13 protein-coding genes are annotated in these 16,547 nt (G+C 69.1%); 12 read left to right on the top strand and 1 reads right to left on the bottom strand.

Features of this window, described 5'->3' with window-relative positions:
* From BLR49_RS08740 to BLR49_RS13970, 8 genes are all read left to right on the top strand, one after another.
* A complete protein-coding gene (locus tag BLR49_RS08740) occupies nt 1-1,014 on the top strand; it encodes an ABC transporter permease (RefSeq protein WP_092536534.1) in 1,014 nt (337 codons plus the stop codon).
* A complete protein-coding gene (locus BLR49_RS08735) occupies nt 1,011-3,176 on the top strand; it encodes a dipeptide ABC transporter ATP-binding protein (protein ID WP_092536532.1) in 2,166 nt (721 codons plus the stop codon). The genes BLR49_RS08740 and BLR49_RS08735 overlap by 4 nt, the downstream gene beginning before the upstream one ends.
* 165 nt (nt 3,177-3,341) lie before the next feature.
* Nucleotides 3,342-5,051 (top strand): ABC transporter family substrate-binding protein, encoded by a 1,710-nt coding sequence (locus BLR49_RS08730; RefSeq protein ID WP_176765827.1) that lies wholly within the window; start codon nt 3,342-3,344, stop codon nt 5,049-5,051.
* 197 nt (nt 5,052-5,248) lie between these two features.
* A complete protein-coding gene (locus BLR49_RS08725) occupies nt 5,249-5,983 on the top strand; it encodes a PH domain-containing protein (protein WP_176765826.1) in 735 nt (244 codons plus the stop codon).
* A gap of 234 nt (nt 5,984-6,217) precedes the next feature.
* A complete protein-coding gene (gene typA / locus BLR49_RS08720) occupies nt 6,218-8,140 on the top strand; it encodes a translational GTPase TypA (protein WP_092536523.1) in 1,923 nt (640 codons plus the stop codon).
* Between the two features lie 38 nt (nt 8,141-8,178).
* On the top strand, nt 8,179-9,996 hold the full coding sequence (locus BLR49_RS08715; RefSeq protein WP_092536520.1) for a VanW family protein: 1,818 nt from the start codon (nt 8,179-8,181) through the stop codon (nt 9,994-9,996).
* A 217-nt stretch (nt 9,997-10,213) separates the two neighbouring features.
* Nucleotides 10,214-10,564, top strand: a complete 351-nt coding sequence (gene fdxA, locus BLR49_RS08710) for a ferredoxin (protein WP_092536517.1) — start codon at nt 10,214-10,216, stop codon at nt 10,562-10,564.
* 750 nt (nt 10,565-11,314) lie between these two features.
* Entirely contained in the window at nt 11,315-11,527 is a 213-nt protein-coding gene (locus BLR49_RS13970) for a DUF3039 domain-containing protein (RefSeq protein ID WP_143013735.1), read from the top strand.
* 25 nt (nt 11,528-11,552) lie between these two features.
* On the opposite strand, the gene BLR49_RS08700 is transcribed toward BLR49_RS13970, so the two are convergent.
* Nucleotides 11,553-11,930, bottom strand: a complete 378-nt coding sequence (locus tag BLR49_RS08700) for a helix-turn-helix domain-containing protein (protein WP_176765825.1) — start codon at nt 11,928-11,930, stop codon at nt 11,553-11,555.
* Nucleotides 11,931-12,167: 237 nt separating this feature from the next.
* On the opposite strand from BLR49_RS08700, the gene dapC reads away from it, so the two are divergent.
* From dapC to BLR49_RS08680, 4 genes are all read left to right on the top strand, one after another.
* Nucleotides 12,168-13,388, top strand: a complete 1,221-nt coding sequence (dapC, locus tag BLR49_RS08695; RefSeq protein ID WP_092536508.1) for a succinyldiaminopimelate transaminase — start codon at nt 12,168-12,170, stop codon at nt 13,386-13,388.
* Between the two features lie 144 nt (nt 13,389-13,532).
* Nucleotides 13,533-14,921 carry a citrate synthase gene (locus BLR49_RS08690; RefSeq protein ID WP_092536505.1) on the top strand — a complete coding sequence of 463 codons (1,389 nt, stop codon included), beginning with the start codon at nt 13,533-13,535 and terminating at the stop codon, nt 14,919-14,921.
* 96 nt (nt 14,922-15,017) lie between these two features.
* Complete coding sequence (locus tag BLR49_RS08685; protein ID WP_092536502.1) at nt 15,018-15,212, top strand: hypothetical protein; 195 nt, start codon at nt 15,018-15,020, stop codon at nt 15,210-15,212.
* Nucleotides 15,213-15,429: 217 nt separating this feature from the next.
* A complete protein-coding gene (locus tag BLR49_RS08680; protein WP_092536499.1) occupies nt 15,430-16,260 on the top strand; it encodes a class I SAM-dependent methyltransferase in 831 nt (276 codons plus the stop codon).
* Nucleotides 16,261-16,547: the final 287 nt, after the last annotated feature.

Raw genomic sequence — 16,547 nt, 5'->3', positions numbered from 1 at the left:
ATGACCGGCAACTCAACAGTCCCCGGAAGTCGCGCCTCCAACCGTCCGGACTCCGCCATCGGGCCCGACTCCGCGCCCGGCGCCTCGCTGGAGACCGCCATCCCCGGCAATGCGCCGGAAACGGCCGACTCTGCCGCGCAGGCGGCCCGGCTGACTCGGGGGCAGATCCTGCGACGTCGCTTCTTCCGCAACAAGAGCGCCGTCGGTGGGCTGGTGGGCTTCGGGCTGATCGTGCTGCTGGCCATCATCGGCCCGCACATCGCCCGCTACCACTACACCGAGCCCGACTTCCTCGCCTTCCACGTGGCTCCGAACGCTGACCATTGGCTGGGCACCACCAAGGACGGCTCGGACGTGTTCGCCATGGTGATCGAGGGCCTGCGCAAGTCGCTCATCATCGGCTTGAGCGTGGCCGCGATTCAGACCGGTGTCGCCGCCATCGTCGGCAGTGCCGCCGCCTACTTCGGCGGGTGGTTCGACAAGGCTGCCCTGTGGGTCATTGACCTGCTGCTGGTGGTGCCCTCCTTCCTGATCATCGCCATCGTCTCTCAGTCGGTGTCCGGCCAGTCCAAGGGCTCCATCCCGCTGTTCATCATCCTGCTGGCGGCCTTCGGCTGGATGCTCACTGCTCGAGTGATCCGCTCAATGACGCTGTCAGTGCGGAACATGGAGTACGTGACGGCTGCCCGTTATATGGGAGTCAGTGCGCCGCGGATCATCGCCCGTCACATCCTGCCCAACGTCTCCTCCTACATCATTATCGACGCCACGCTTGGCATCGCCAGCGCGGTGCTGAGCGAGACGACCCTGTCATACTTCGGCTTCGGCGTGAAGCCGCCGAACACCTCCCTGGGCACGCTGATCCAGCAGTCGCAGGGCGACGTCGCCGTTTACCCCTGGGCCTTCGTCGCCCCCGCCGTCGTCCTGATCGTCATGCTGGTGTGCGTCAACCTCATTGGCGACGGCGTGCGCGACGCACTCGACGCCTCGTCCAAGTCTGGAGGTAGGGCATGAGCCGTTCCCGCAAGCAGACCCCCGCATTCGATGCTGACGCCCTGCCTGACCCCGCGGCGGTCGCTCCGCTGCTGGAGGTGCGGGATCTGCGCGTCAACTTCCCGTCCGAAGACGGCGTAGTGCATGCCGTACGCGGTGTAAACCTGGAACTGGCCCGCGGCGAGGTTCTCGCCCTTGTCGGTGAGTCCGGCTCCGGCAAGTCGGTTACCTCCACCGCCGTGATGGGGCTGCTGGACGAGTCTGCGGCTGTTTCCGGTTCCGTGAAGCTGCACGGAACGGAGTTGCTGGGTCGCTCGGACGCCTACATGTCCAAGATCCGTGGCACTCAGGTATCCATGGTGTTCCAGGATCCGCTGTCAGCCCTGACCCCCGTCTACACCGTGGGCCGACAGATCGTGGAGGCACTGAAGATCCATAACCGCGGCATGTCCGACAAGGACGCGAACCGGCGCGCCATCGAGCTGCTGGACCTGGTGGGCATCCCCAACCCTTCTGTGCGCGTCAACGCCTACCCGCACGAGTTCTCCGGCGGCATGCGGCAGCGCGCCGTCATTGCGATCGCCATTGCCAACGACCCAGACCTGATCATTGCCGACGAGCCCACCACCGCGCTGGACGTGACCATTCAGGCGCAGATCCTGGACGTGCTGCGCACCGCCAAGCAGGAGACCGGCGCCGGCGTCATCATGATCACCCATGATCTGGGGGTCGTGGCCGGCATGGCCGATCGCGTCAGCGTCATGTATGCCGGCCGGATCGTGGAGTCCGGCGACGTCGACGACGTGTTCTACCGCTCGCGCATGCCCTACACCATCGGCCTGCTCGGGGCGCTGCCTCGGCTGGACGCCAAGAAGGATTCCGCCCTGGCCACGCTGGAGGGCAACCCGCCGTCGCTGCTGGCCGAGCCCAGCGGCTGCCCCTTCGCGCCGCGCTGCCCCATGGTGCAGGACGCCTGCCTGGAAGGCGAGCCCGCCCTGGTGCCGGTGCGCCCCGACGGCGGCCTCGATGCCGTAGACGACGCCCCCGCGGGCCCGCAGCTGTCCGCCTGCCGCCGCTTCCCGGAGATCGAGGCCGAGAACCTGACTTACCGGGACATCTTCCCGGTGCCCAAGCTCAAGACGCCGGAGGCCCTCGATCTGCCCCACGCGCAGCGTGAGGAGGTCCTGCGAGTTACCGACCTGGTCAAGGATTTCCCGCTGATGAAGGGGGCCGTGTTCAAGCGCCGTGTGGGTACCGTCCACGCCGTCGCGGATGTGTCCTTTGACGTGCGCAGGGGGGAGACTCTGGCGCTGGTGGGGGAGTCCGGCTGTGGCAAGACCACCACCCTGTTGGAGGTACTTGACCTCAAAGCGCCTCAGAACGGCAAAATCGTGGTGCTGGGCAAGCAGACGGATGAGCTCTCCCGCGCCGAGCGCCGCCGGATGCGCCAGGACGTGCAGATCGTCTTTCAGGATCCGATGGCATCACTAGACCCGCGCCTGCCGGTGTTCGACCTGATTGCCGAGCCGCTGCGCGCCTTCAAACGTCCCAAACGGGAGATCGCCGAGCGGGTGGCCGAGTTGATGGAGCTGGTCGGCCTGGAGCCCAGCCACGCCAACCGCTACCCGCGCAACTTCTCCGGCGGGCAGCGCCAGCGCATCGGCATCGCCCGCGCGCTGGCCCTGGAGCCGAGCCTGCTGGTGCTGGATGAGCCGGTCTCCGCCCTGGACGTGTCCATCCAGGCCGGCGTGATCAACCTGCTCGACGAGCTGCGTGCCACCCTGGGGCTCAGCTACCTGTTCGTGGCGCACGACTTGTCCGTGGTGCGGCACATCGCCGACCGGGTGGCGGTCATGTACCTGGGACGGATCGTGGAGATCGGCGACGTCGACGCCGTGTTCTCCGCACCAGCCCACCCCTACACGCAGGCGCTGCTCTCGGCCATTCCGATTCCGGACCCGGTCAAGGAGCGCACGCGCCGCCGCATCATCTTGCAGGGCGACTTGCCCTCGCCCGCCAACCCGCCTTCGGGATGCCCCTTCCGCACTCGCTGCCCCAAGTTCGCAAATGAACTCGACGATGAGCAGCGGGAAGCATGTCTGACGCGGCTGCCCGATTTCGCCTTGATGGGGGAAGACCACCAGGCCGCTTGCCACTACTCGGAGCACGCCACCGTGTTCTGAGTCCCCCTGCGAGTGGGTACGGGTTGGTGCGAGTTGGGAGTGAATACCCACCTGACGTGCAAAAACACTCGTATGGTTTTCACAGCTGCAGGGCGCGACACGCGCCCTGCTTGCCAGCAAAGGCTCAGCAAATCCGCTCAGCCGATCCAGAAACGGAGTACCACCATGCAGATCAACCGTCGTCTCTTCCTCTCGGGCACCGCCTCGGCGGCCGCCCTGGCGGCTCTGGCCGCCTGCGGTGGGGGCTCGTCCTCCTCATCCGCCAGTGCCTCTGCCGGCGCGGTGGAACTGGCTGCCGCGGACATCAATCCGCAGGACCGCTCCGCCCTGCAGCAGGGCGGCGAATTCCGTATCCCGATCGATGCCATGATCCCCAACTACAATCCGCTGCACATTGATGGCAACGTGGGGGACAACGGCACCACCCTGCAGGGCTTCACCGGCGTGCGGAACTGGATCTACAACGAAGACGGCACCTTCGAGGTGAACACTAACTTCTGCCTCGACTACACCGAGGAGGAAGTGGACGGCAAGACCGTTGTCACCATGCACCTCAACCCCGAGGCCAAGTGGAACAGTGGCGAGCCCATTCAGGTGGCTGACTACCAGGGCTGCTGGCAGGCCTGCAACGGTAAGAACGAAGACTTCAACGCCGTGGTCGCGTCCACCGACGGCTGGGACCACATCGAGTCCATTGAGGCCGGCGCCGACAAGTTCGAGGTGATCACCACTTTCGACGCCGTCTTCCCTGATTGGTCCATGGTTTTCTCCGATCCCGGCATCATCCCCGCCGCCCTGACCACCGATGCGGAGGTCTTCTCCTCCTGGACCGATGCCTCCGTCACCGACTACTGGACCGGGCCCTACCTGGTAACGGACGCCGACTCCGCCAAGCAGCTTCTCACCCTGGAGCCCAACCCGAACTGGTGGGGCGACGCCCCGCTGCTGGACAAGATCACCCTTCGGGCCATGGACTCCTCCCAGCTCGGTACCGCCTTCGGCAACAACGAGATCGACTACGTCTTCCCGATTATCGACGCCGCCACCTACGAGCAGTGCGGACAGCGCGCCGACGGCGAGATCCGCCAGGCGGCGGGCCTGCAGTGGCGTCACTTCACGATGAACGGCTCCTCCGGCGTCCTGGCCGACCAGGCTGTGCGTCAGGCCCTGGTCAAGGGCATGGACCGCCTCACGATCTCCGAGGGCGACTTGCAGGGTCTGCCGGTGCCGGCCTCCCAGGTCCAGCTCGGCAACCACCTGTTCATGCCCTACAACGATGGTTACGTGGACAACACCGGGGAGTACGCCTATGACCCGGAGGCCGCCGCGGCTGATCTTGAGGCCGCCGGCTGGACCCTGGCCGATGGTGCCGAGTTCCGCGAGAAGGACGGGCAGAAGCTCTCCATCAAGTACCTGCGCATGCCTGACATCTCCACCTCTGCCACCGAGGGGCGCATCCTGCAGGCCAATATGGCGGCGATCGGTGTGGAGATTGTCATGGATGACACCAACCCCAATGACTTCTTCGCCCGCCTCCACGATGGCCAATTCGAGATTACGGCCTTCGCCTGGCAGGGCACCCAGTACCCCATGGCCAACATCGGCCAGATCTACGGCGAGGGCTCGGCCTCCAACTACTCCCGCGTATCCGATCCGGAGCTGCAGGAGCTCATCGGCCAGGTGGCCACCGAGGCCGATCCGGACAAGCGCATCGAGCTGGCCAACCAGGCCGACGCCAAGATATGGGAGCTGGCCACTGTCACCCCGATCTACTCGCGCGTCGACTACCGCGCCGTGCCGAAGAAGCTCGCCAACTACGGTGCGTTCGGCCTGTCCACCGCGCGGGCGGAGGACGTCGGCTACATGGCTGAGTGATTCCGGCCGCAGCGTTTTTTGAGCGGCACTACGAGACCTCGAGTCGATCCCGGCAGCGGAACGGCTTTGGGGACGTTCCCGTAGCCATTCCGGCTAATGCGGGTTTCGTCGGCGGTGCCTACTTCGACCAATTGGTCGAAGTAGGCACCGCCGCTTGTGCTGCGGACTCACCGGAGATGATGAGGCAGGATGGGGGAGTGCCCACCATCATCCTGCGCTCGCTGGCCGGCCGGATCGGGACCGTCTTGGTTGCGCTTGCCTGCCTCTACCCGGTCATGGTCATCTGGCTCGCCGACGGCTATGGAAACGGCCTGAAGGCGCTGGTGGTGGCCGCAGTCGTTGTCCTCGCGGTCTGGCTGCTGTGGTGGCGTCCGCAAGCAGTGGTGGCAGAGGACGAGATCGAGGTACGCAACGCCTTCCGCAGCCATCGCATCCCCTGGGAGTCGCTGCGCGGCACCCGTACCCGCTGGGGACTCGTCTTGGAACTCGGATCGGATGCCCCCGCCAGCAACGTGACCGTGTCCGCGTGCCAGCGCGGCGGGGTGCTCACCGCCGTGCGGCACGAGCGCCGCGCTGTGCGCGTGGATGAGGCATACGTGACCGCCACGGTCACCGACCCGTCCGAGGACGCGGTGAGTGCCGAGTGTCCCACTTACCGCACCCACATGGACGCTGCCGACGCGGCCCACCTGATCGAGCTCTACCGTGCCGCCCGCACCGAGTACCTGGCGCTTACCCGTAGGCTGCGGCGCCGTGCCCAGCGCCTCGGCAAGCTGCCTGCCGAGCCTACGGCTCCCGTCGACTCCGGCGGCCAGAACAACCCGTCTTCGGCTGCGCTCGCTCGGGTTCCCACCGGCCGCTGGGATCGGGCTCCCATGGCTGCTACCGCCGCCATCGTGTTCCTGCTTGCCGTTGTCCTCCTTGCCCTCTGAGCCGCCGGGACGCCGGGCGGTCGGCGGCGTCCCGGGCGGTTCCCGGCCTGTATCCGGCTCGCGTCGGTGAGGGAAGCGGCCGCCGTCCCGCTCGCCGTCGGGACACTGGGAGACATGGGTGAGCGGCCGCACAGGCGGCATGTCGCGCCTGTCATGGCCCGTCGCCCCGCGCGGCGGTACCCTTGCTGAGTTTGTGCGCCCGCGGGCGCTTGCCTAGGGGAGGAATCAGCCCATATGACCGTGCGCCAGGACCTGCGCAACGTCGCCATTGTCGCCCACGTCGACCACGGCAAGACCACGCTTGTCGACGCGATGCTCTGGGAGGCCGGTGCCCTCGGCAACCGCGCCACCCAGGACAACACCGGCGAACGCGTCATGGACTCCGGCGAGCTGGAGCGCGAGAAGGGCATCACCATCCTCGCCAAGAACACCGCCGTCCACTACGCCGGCCCCGCCGCCGTCGACGCGGGACTGCCCGCCGGCATCACCATCAACGTGATCGACACCCCCGGCCACGCCGACTTCGGCGGCGAGGTCGAGCGTGGTCTGTCCATGGTGGACGGCGTGCTGCTGCTCGTGGACGCCTCCGAGGGCCCCCTGCCGCAGACGCGCTTCGTACTGCGCAAGGCCCTGGCGGCGAGCCTGCCCGTGATCCTGGTGGTCAACAAGGTGGACCGCCCCGACTCCCGCCTGGACGAGGTCGTCTCCGAGACCACCGACCTGCTGCTCTCGCTCGCTTCCGACCTGGCCGACGAGCACCCGGACATCGACCTCGACGCCGTGCTGGACGTACCCGTGGTGTACGCCTCCGCCAAGGCCCGCCGCGCCGACACCGTCAAGCCCGCCGACGGTGAGCTGCCCGCCTCCAAGAACCTCGAGCCCCTGTTCCGCACCATCATCGAGCGCATCCCTGGCCCCTCCTACGACGAGTCCGCCCCCCTGCAGGCACACGTGACCAACCTGGACGCCTCCCCGTTCCTGGGCCGGCTCGCCCTGCTGCGCATCCACGCCGGCACCCTGCGCAAGGGCCAGACCGTCGGCTGGGCCCGCCACGACGGCTCCCTCACCTCCGCCCGCGTCTCCGAGCTGCTGGTCACCGAGGGCCTGGAGCGGAAGCCCGCCGAGGAGGCCCACGCCGGTGACATCGTTGCCGTCGCCGGCATTGAGGACATCACCATCGGCGAGTCCCTGGTGGACCCCGAGGACCCGCGGCCCCTGCCGCTGATCAAGGTGGACGACCCCGCCATCTCCATGACCATCGGCATCAACACCTCCCCGATGGCGGGCCGCACCAAGGGCGCCAAGGTAACCGCCCGGCAGGTCAAGGACCGCCTGGACCGCGAGCTGGTCGGCAACGTCTCCCTGCGGGTGCTGCCCACCTCCCGCCCCGACGCCTGGGAGGTGCAGGGCCGCGGCGAGCTGGCGCTGGCCATCCTGGTGGAGCAGATGCGCCGCGAGGGCTTCGAGCTGACCGTCGGCAAGCCGCAGGTGGTCACCAAGATGATCGACGGCAAGCGCCACGAGCCGGTCGAGCGCATGACCATCGACGTGCCCGAGGAGCACCTGGGCGCCGTCACCCAGCTCATGGCCGCCCGCAAGGGCCGCATGGAGACCATGGCCAACCACGGCACCGGCTGGATCCGCATGGAGTTCCTGGTGCCCGCCCGCGGCCTGATCGGCTGGCGCACCCAGTTCCTCACCGAGACCCGCGGCACCGGCATCGCCTCCTCCATCGCCGAGGGCTACGAGCCCTGGGCGGGACCGATCACCTCCCGCACCACCGGCTCCCTGGTGTCCGACCGTGCCGGCGCCGTCACCGCCTACGCCCTCATCCGCCTGCAGGACCGCGGCACCTTCTTCGTCGAGCCCGGGCAGGAGACCTACGAGGGCCAGGTCGTGGGGGAGAACCCCCGGGACGAGGACATGGACGTCAACGTGGTGCGCGAGAAGCAGCAGACCAACATGCGCTCCTCCACCGCCGACGTCTACGAGGCGCTCACCCCGCCGCGCCGCCTCACCCTGGAGGAGGCCCTCGAGTTCGCCTCCGACGACGAGTGCGTGGAGGTGACCCCGGACGCCGTGCGCATCCGCAAGGTCATCCTCGACTCCCAGGAGCGCTTCAAGGACGCCGCCCGCCGCCGGCGCGCCGGCGCCTGAGGCGCCGGGTTCTCACCGCTCCACCCGGAGACGCGCCAATGAGCCAGACCCCGCCCGACGCCGGCGCCCGCACCACCGCGGGCACGCCCGCCGACGCCGTCCCCGACTCCGCCGACCCGGCCGCGGTACCCGCCGTGCCCGGCGCCCGGGGCGCCCGCACACTCGTGCGCCCGCTGCTGGCCGTACTCGGCACCGCTGCGGTCATCGCCTGGCTGGGACTGGCCTGGGCGACCACGCGCACGCTGGCCCCCGGCTCGACCGTCTCCGGCGTGGACGTGTCCGGCATGACCCGCGCCCAGGCGGTCGCCGCCGTCGATGACGCGCTCGGCACCGTGCTTCAGCAGCCGGTCACCCTCACCGTCGACGACGCCACCGATGAGCTGGTCCCCGCGCGCTCCGGCGTGAGCGTGGACGCCGCCGCGAGCGTCGACCGGCTCACCGGCCCCTCCCTGAGCCCCGTCACCCTGGTGCGGCGCCTGACCGGAACCGCCGTCGACGCCGTCGTGGACGTGGACGCCGACGCCCTCACCACCGCCCTGAACGCCCGCCTGGACACGCTCGCCACCGGGGTCGCCGACGCCGTCGTCACCCTGGACGGCACCACCCCCGTGCTCACCCCCGGCGCGGTCGGCGCCGGGTTGGACGTGGCGGCGAGCGTGACCGCCCTGACCGACGCCTGGCCACTGGGAGAGACCACCATCGGCCTCGCCTCGGGCACCGCCAATCCGGCGGTCACCGATGCCGACGCCCAGGACTTCATCGACACCGTCCTGACCCCGCTGCTGTCCGACGACATCACCGTCACCGCCGCCGGCACCAGCGCCGCCGACGCGGCCGCGGACGACGCCGTCCTGACCCCGGCGGCGCTGGCCGCCATGACCGTCATCTCCGCCCCCGACGGCACCCTGAGCGCCGCCCTGGATGCCGACGCGCTGCACGACGCCGTCGTCGCCGCCCTGGGGGAGGGGATCGAGACCCCCGCCACCGACGCCACCTGGACCATCGACGGGACCCCCGAGACGGCCGCCGCCGCCAAGCCCGTCTACCACCCCTCCGCCACCGGCACGGGCATCGACCCCGCCGCCCTGGCCGAGGCGGTCCTGGCCGCCGGCACCGACAGCGACGGCGACCGCATCGTGACCGCACCCATCACCGTCCTGCAGCCGGAGGTCACCACCGCCGAGGGCGAGTGGGGGATCGTCGAGGTCGTCGGCGAGTTCTCCACCCCATACGTCTCCCAGTACGGGCGCGACCAGAACCTCCAGCGCGGCACCGAGATGATCAACGGCACCCTGGTGGCGCCGGGGGAGACCTTCTCCACCACCGACGCCCTGGGCCCGGTGGACCTCGAGCACGGCTACACCTACGCCGGCGTCGTCACCGACGGGCAGCACACCGACGCCATGGGCGGCGGCCTGTCCCAGGTGGGCACCACCGTGTTCAACGCCGGCTTCGAGGCCGGCATGGACGATGTGGAGCACTGGCCCCACACCTACTGGTTCACCCGCTACCCGGCCGGCCGCGAGGCCACCATCTGGACCGGTGTCAAGGACGTCAAGTGGCGCAACTCCACCCCATACGCGGTGCTGGTGCAGGCCTGGGCCGGCGACGGGGAGGTGCACGTGCGGCTGTGGTCCACCCCCTACTACGAGGTCACCATCACCGAGGGGGAGCACACCAACTACCGCCCCTACGCCACCGTGCACAGCTCCGGGCCGGGCTGTGAGCCCTACGGCGGCGGCACGCAGGGCTTCGACGTCACCGTCACCCGCGCCCGCACCCACGACGGCGAGCGCCTGCCCGACGACGTCCTCACCACCGCCTACGACTCCGACAACCCCGTGGTGTGCAACTGAGCCGCACCGGGGCGGCGAGCCGGGCACACCGTCGCCCCGCGCAATTCGCACCCTTTGCGTGACGCAAAGGCGCCCGCGCGGCCGGGAGAATCCGGCGTGCTTGCTGACACCTTGCACAACTATTGGGATCGGCGCCGCGGCGGAGCGATACTGGGAGGCAGCTGCGTCAGGCCGCGACCCCAACGTGGCTCACCCGAAGACAGAGAGGAAGCAGTCAATGACCTACGTGATCGCCCAGCCCTGCGTGGACGTCAAGGACCGTGCGTGCGTGGATGAGTGTCCGGTCGACTGCATCTACGAGGGCGCGCGCAGCCTGTACATCAACGCCGACGAGTGCGTCGACTGCGGCGCCTGCGAGCCGGTGTGCCCCACCGAGGCGATCTTCTACGAGGACGACGTGCCCGAGGAGTGGGAGGACTACACCCGGGCGAACATCGACTTCTTCTCGCTGAAGGGCCTGGGCTCCCCGGGCGGCGCCCAGAACGTCGGCCCGCAGGACTACGACGACCCCATGATCGCCGCCCTGGGCCCCCAGAACGAGGACTGGAGGGCCGCCAACGGCTACTGAGCCGCTGAGCCACTGGAGCCGCCCCACCCCGCCGAGATCGGTAGAAGTCACGTGCCGAAATCGGTAGAAGTGGCTGCTGCGGCCGGACTAAACGCCTGCGGCCGAGACCGGGCGTAAGATGCTCGCAATATCAATGGCAGTTCCCTGACCCTTGGCAGGTGACACGTGCGAGGTTCGTCCGGCCGTGAGAACACTCAAGGCGCTGCCCGCTGAGTCATACAACGGCTCGATCCCGGATGCGATCCGTCGGTCTCGGTGGGAGGGTCTCGCCGACGTCGATATCAGCCTACTTCCGCACCCGCTGATAGAGGCCGGTAAGAAAGCACTCGCCCACGGAGCAGAGCGGCACGTCACCGCTACTGCCGCTGCTGGCAGGCCTGTTTTCGAGCTGCGCACCCGCGAAGGTGCGGCATGGCGCGGGGCCATGATCGTTGACGACGAAGGTGTCGGCTGGATTGTCTACGCGCAGCGGCACGACCGATTCCACTCGACCGTCGCCAGGCGGCTCGGTGCCGCACAGGAGCATGATTGGACGCCCGTCCCGTGGACTTGGCTCTCCGTAAACGGGAGCAGGTTCGAGCTGGAATCCGTCAGTGGCGTGTGCAGACGCTCGCGACGATCATTGGAGCGGTTGGCGCTGTGGCGGTGGCGGATGACCGCAGCAGTGAGCTCAGGGTGCAGCGGGAAGAACCGGGACTGGATGCGTTCGCGCGATCAACGACCTTCTCGTCAACGATTGCGGTGGCAGTGATGGCGGAGACGTCTCTCGGTGAACGTCTTCGGCCCACCCACCTTCACTGCGCCCGCAAAGATCTGATTGCTGAAAGCGCAGTGGAAGGGCGTGCTGTGCGCGGCCTATGCGGGGAGGGGTTCGTCGTCAGGTGCGACGAGGGACTGCCCGTGTGCAAGGACTGTGAGGCAAGGTTGCCGGTTGCTCGCCTCGTGGCCGAGCGGCTGCGGTAGCAACACACGCCGCAAGGCGAGCAACTCAGAGCTCCTTGAGCTCGGCGATCTGCTCGGCCGAGAGCGGTGCAATCGCGTCCACCGCCTGGGCGATGGTGCGGTCACGGTTGGCAAGGTCCTCCGCCATCTGCGCACTGGCACGCTCTCGACGGTCGAGATAGTCGATCAGGGCAGCCGCCGGTATGCGGCGGTCCTTGCCGACATAGTGGAACTTCAAGAGGCCGGAGTCCATGAGCTTGTACACGCTCGGACGGCTCATCCCTAGAGCTGTTGCCGCCTGATTAGGGGTGACTGGACGATCGAGGCTGAGTGACGCAACATCGACGCCGTTGCGCAGGGCGGCCAACATGTTCTCCAACAGGATTGCCAGCGGCGAGCCCTGGGGGGAGGTTGTGGGCGGCATCGAGCAGGACATCCATACTCTGCTCGTCGATGGAGACGGCGTTAACAGTTGTCACGGTGCTGATCTTGATTGCCATCGGGTCGCCTCTGGCGGGCGGCAGGTGCCGCTCCGCCTGCGAAAAATGTAGTAGATGTGGTAGATGTAGCAAGTGTTTGAGGGGCGTTGGAAGATGAGGCGCCTCACGCCGCGGTTCGCCAGAGCGCTGCTGTGAACGCGAGAACGTACCAAAATGGTGGTGTGAACGCCTCCACGCCCACCGTCCCCAGTCCGGCCCCCGCCCTGCCCCGCCCGCTCGCCCTGCCCGACTTCCCCTGGCACTCCTTGCGCCCCTACCGGCAGCGCGCCGCCCAGCACCCCGACGGCGTCGTCGACCTGTCGATCGGCACTCCGGTCGACCCCAGCCCCGCCGTCGCCCGGGAGGCCCTGACCGCGGCCGCGAACGCCCCCGGCTACCCGCCCGCCGACGGCACGGTGCAGGTGCGCGCCGCCATCATCGACTGGATGCGCCGTCGCCGCGGCGTGCAGGGCCTGAGCGACGCCGGCGTCATCCCCACCATCGGCTCCAAGGAGTCCGTGGCGCAGCTGCCCCTCCAGCTCGGCGCCCGCCCCGGCGACCTCATCGCCCACCCGCGCGCCGCCTACCCCACCTACGACGTCGGCGCCCGCCTGGTCGGCGCCACCCCCGTCCCCGTGGACACCTCCGCCGACCCCGACACCTGGGAGCTGCCCGACGGCCGGCTCAGCGCCATCTGGCTCAACAGCCCCGGCAATCCCGACGGGCACGTCCTCGCCGTCGACCAGCTCGCCCGCATCGTCGCCTGGGCGCGGGCGCGCGGCGTCGTCGTCCTCTCGGACGAGTGCTACGCCGAACTCGCCTGGGCGGAACCCTGGGCCGGCGACGGCGTGCCCAGCCTGCTCGACCCCCGGGTGGTCGGCGTGGGCCCCGACGGCGAGCCGGACCTCACCGGCCTGCTGGCCCTGTACTCCCTGTCCAAGCAGTCCAACCTCGCCGGGTACCGCGCCGCCTTCCTGGCCGGCGACCCGAACCTTGTCGCCGCCGTCACCGAGGTGCGCCGCCACACCGGCATGCTCCCGCCGGCACCCGTCCAGGCCGCCCTGGCCGCCACCCTCGCCGACGACGCGCACGTGGCCGCGCAGCAGGCCGTCTACCGGGCCCGGCGCGAGGCGCTGCTGGAGGCTACCGCCGCCGTCGGCCTGGCTAATGACCCCGACTCGGTCGCCGGCCTGTACCTGTGGCTGAGCGGGCCGGGCTCCATGAGCGCCTGGGACCTGGTGGGCGCCTTCGCCGAGCTGGGGATCGTCGTCGCCCCCGGGGACTTCTACGGGCAGGCGGGCGCCGGGCACGTGCGCATGTCCCTGACCGACACCGACGAGCGGGTGGCCGCCGCCGTGCGCCGCCTGCATGCTCCCGAGGCGGCCGCGCTGTTCGTCGGCTGACGGGGCGGGGGGACTCGGACGCGGTCGGTTCTCGGCGGGGAGAACGGCCCGGGGCGACGACGACGCCCGCCTGCCGGTATGGTTCCCGACAGACAGGTCCGGGGTACGCGCCCGCGGCCCGCCGTCGCCAGCAAGGAGACACTCATGACCGAAACGCCCACCGACCTCAGCGCCCAGGACACCCCCGGGATGCTCACCATCGGCGAGACGAGCCTGGAACTGCCGCGCGCGCTGGCCACCGACGGCGCGGACGGACTCGTGATCGGCAAGCTGCTGGGGACCACGGGCCTGGTCACGCTCGATCCCGGCTTCACCAACACTGCCGCGTGCACCTCCGAGATCACCTACATCGACGGCGCCGCCGGCATCCTGCGCTACCGCGGCTACCCGATCGAGGAGCTGGCCAAGTCCTCCACCTTCCTGGAGGTCGCCTACCTGCTGATCAACGGGGAGCTGCCCGACCCGGATACCTTCGAGCGTTTTCAGCGGCGCATCGGCCGCCACCGCCTCCTGCACGAGGACTTCCGCAGCTTCTTCACCTCCTTCCCCTCCTCCGGGCACCCCATGGCGATCCTCCAGGCGGGCATCGCCGGCCTGGCCACCTACTACGAGGACACCCTCAACCCGCACGACCCCTACGAGACCGAGCTGGCCACCGTCCTGCTGCTGAGCAAGATGCCGACGATGATCAGCTACATCGCTCGCCGCGCCATCGGGCTGCCGCTGCTGTACCCCGACCCCAAGCGCGGTTACGTCGAGGACTTCCTCAACATGACCTTCGGCATGCCCTACCAGGCCAGCGACATCGACCCCACCGTGGTGCGGGCCCTGGACATGCTGCTGATCCTGCACGCCGACCACGAGCAGAACTGCTCCACCTCCACCGTGCGGCTGGTCGGCTCCTCCGACGCCAACATGTACGCCTCCGTGGCCGCCGGCGTCGGCGCCCTGTCCGGGCCGCTGCACGGCGGCGCCAACGAGGCCGTGCTGCGCATGCTTGACACCATCCAGTCCGAGGGCATGAGCACCACCGAGTTCGTCCGCAAGGTCAAGAACAAGGAGGACGGCGTGCGCCTGATGGGCTTCGGGCACCGCGTCTACAAGAACTACGATCCGCGCGCCGCCCTGGTCAAGGCCGCCGCGCACGAGGTGCTGACCCGACTGGGCTCCAAGGACGGGGACCGCAAGCTGGAGATTGCCATGGAGCTGGAGGAGGTCGCCCTGTCCGACGACTACTTCATCTCCCGCAACCTGTACCCGAATGTCGACTTCTACACCGGCCTGATCTACCAGGCCATGGGCTTCCCCACGAAGATGTTCACCCCGCTGTTCGCGCTCGGGCGCCTGCCCGGCTGGATTGCCCAGTACCGGGAGATGATGGCCGACTCGGCCAAGCGGATCGGCCGCCCCCGGCAGGTGTACAGCGGCCAGACCGAGCGCCACTACGTGGCCATGCACCGCCGCAAGCGCGTGCGCGAGTACCCCGACACCCGTGTAGGCGAGCCCACCCTGGACCGCGTCCCGCGCGTGTGACGGCGCCGGGGCGATCGCGCCCGTGAGGCTCTGCCCAACTCTCGGGCCGGTGCTCGCACTCCGCAGGCGTTCCGCTCCGAGGGGGACTGGTACGCCGTGCAGTACGCCAGCGCCCCGGCCACCCTGCTGCTTGGATTCGTCTGCTTCGACTCGGCGGTGTTGTTCCTGCTCCAGGCGGTTTTGCCAGGGGTAATACCGCTTGTGGTCCCGACGGCGATCATGACTGTCCAGCTGTTCCTCGCCATCGCGCTGCTGTGTTACTCGGCGCTGCGGGCTGAGCGCAAGGAGTGAGCCTCCGAGGCGGCCTGCGGGCACCGTGCGTATCGCCGCGGGCCTGTGCCGACGGCCTGCTCGCCGGTACGCCGGTGACGGGGGCGTGGACGGCCGACAGGCCGTCGCATCTACCGAACTCGGTACGTAACATCTGCCGATGTCGAGGAATCAGATGTGTGGGATGGAGGGCTACTCGCAGGTGATCTGTATGTGAGGCGAGGCTAAACTACTGTATATGACCGGACTGCCTCCTACCGCCGTGCCCGCCGACTCCTCCGAACCGCCCCTGCCCTACGCCGACCGCCCCGTCGCGACGGCGCCCGGTCACTGGGTGCTCGCCCGGGCAGGCAAGCGTGTGCTGCGCCCCGGCGGGGCCGCCCTGTCCACCGCGATGCTCGGCCACGCCCGTCTGGCCGGCGCCGACGTCGTCGAACTGGCCCCCGGGCTGGGCCGCACTGCCGCTGAGGTCATCGCCGCCGCCCCGGCCTCATACACCGCCGTCGACCGGGACCCCGACGCTGCCCGGCGGGTGGCTGCCGTCGTCGGCGATGACGGTACCGTCCGCCAGGGAGAGGCCGCGAGCACCGGCCTGCCCGACGCCAGCGCCGACGTCGTGATCGGCGAGGCGATGCTCTCCATGCAGAGTGACAAGGCCAAGGCCGCGATCGCCGCAGAGGCGGCCCGGATGCTGCGCCCCGGCGGCCGCTACGCCATCCATGAGCTCGGCGTGGTCCCGGACGACATCGACGATGCCCGCTACACCGAGTTGCGCAAGGACCTGGCCCGCGCCATCCACGTCAATGCCCGCCCCATGACTGCGGCCGCCTGGAGGCAGTTGCTCGAGGGCGCCGGGCTCGTGGTCGAGTGGGTGGACACCGCCCCCATGGCCCTGCTCAAGCTCAGCCGCAACCTGCACGACGAGGGCCTGGGCGGCTTTGCGCGCATCGCCCGCAACGTGCTCACTGACGCCGAGCTGCGTCGGCGGGTGATGCTCATGCGGCGCACCTTCAAACGCTATGAGCACGACATGATGGGCATCGCGCTGGTGGCTCACAAGCCGGAGTGAGTCAGGCTGCTCTGGCGGACGACGGTGCACACCGCGGTCGGCATAACATGGCTTCGGCGTTCGGCACCCGGTCAGTGCGTCGCGCCCGGCCCGGCCTTGTCGCTTGGTGTGCTTGACGGCTTGTGGGCTTCGGTGACGGTTCGTCACTTCCCTCGACGCTTCGGCGGTTGGCATCGATGCTTCGGCACTTCCACCGACGGTTCGGCACCTGGCGGCACAACCGTCGGGTCAAGGCGGGAAGCGTCCGCCGGAAGGTACGAGGCGTCGTCGTAAGTGATGAATCGTCA

Source organism: Actinomyces ruminicola (genome assembly GCF_900103885.1).
GTDB classification, from domain to species: domain Bacteria; phylum Actinomycetota; class Actinomycetes; order Actinomycetales; family Actinomycetaceae; genus Actinomyces; species Actinomyces ruminicola.
Note: the sequence above shows the minus strand (reverse complement) of the source record. Positions and strands in the feature narration are given on the sequence as shown.

What these genes read in the sequence shown, in the direction of transcription:
- BLR49_RS08715 (WP_092536520.1), top strand. Translation starts at nt 8,179, where the DNA reads ATGAGCCAGACCCCGCCCGACGCCGGCGCCCGCACCACCGCGGGCACG.
- BLR49_RS08735 (WP_092536532.1), top strand. Translation starts at nt 1,011, where the DNA reads ATGAGCCGTTCCCGCAAGCAGACCCCCGCATTCGATGCTGACGCCCTG.
- BLR49_RS08730 (WP_176765827.1), top strand. Translation starts at nt 3,342, where the DNA reads ATGCAGATCAACCGTCGTCTCTTCCTCTCGGGCACCGCCTCGGCGGCC.
- BLR49_RS13970 (WP_143013735.1), top strand. Translation starts at nt 11,315, where the DNA reads ATGGCGGAGACGTCTCTCGGTGAACGTCTTCGGCCCACCCACCTTCAC.
- BLR49_RS08690 (WP_092536505.1), top strand. Translation starts at nt 13,533, where the DNA reads ATGACCGAAACGCCCACCGACCTCAGCGCCCAGGACACCCCCGGGATG.
- fdxA (WP_092536517.1), top strand. Translation starts at nt 10,214, where the DNA reads ATGACCTACGTGATCGCCCAGCCCTGCGTGGACGTCAAGGACCGTGCG.
- BLR49_RS08680 (WP_092536499.1), top strand. Translation starts at nt 15,430, where the DNA reads ATGACCGGACTGCCTCCTACCGCCGTGCCCGCCGACTCCTCCGAACCG.
- BLR49_RS08700 (WP_176765825.1), bottom strand. Translation starts at nt 11,930, where the DNA reads ATGCCGCCCACAACCTCCCCCCAGGGCTCGCCGCTGGCAATCCTGTTG.
- typA (WP_092536523.1), top strand. Translation starts at nt 6,218, where the DNA reads ATGACCGTGCGCCAGGACCTGCGCAACGTCGCCATTGTCGCCCACGTC.
- BLR49_RS08740 (WP_092536534.1), top strand. Translation starts at nt 1, where the DNA reads ATGACCGGCAACTCAACAGTCCCCGGAAGTCGCGCCTCCAACCGTCCG.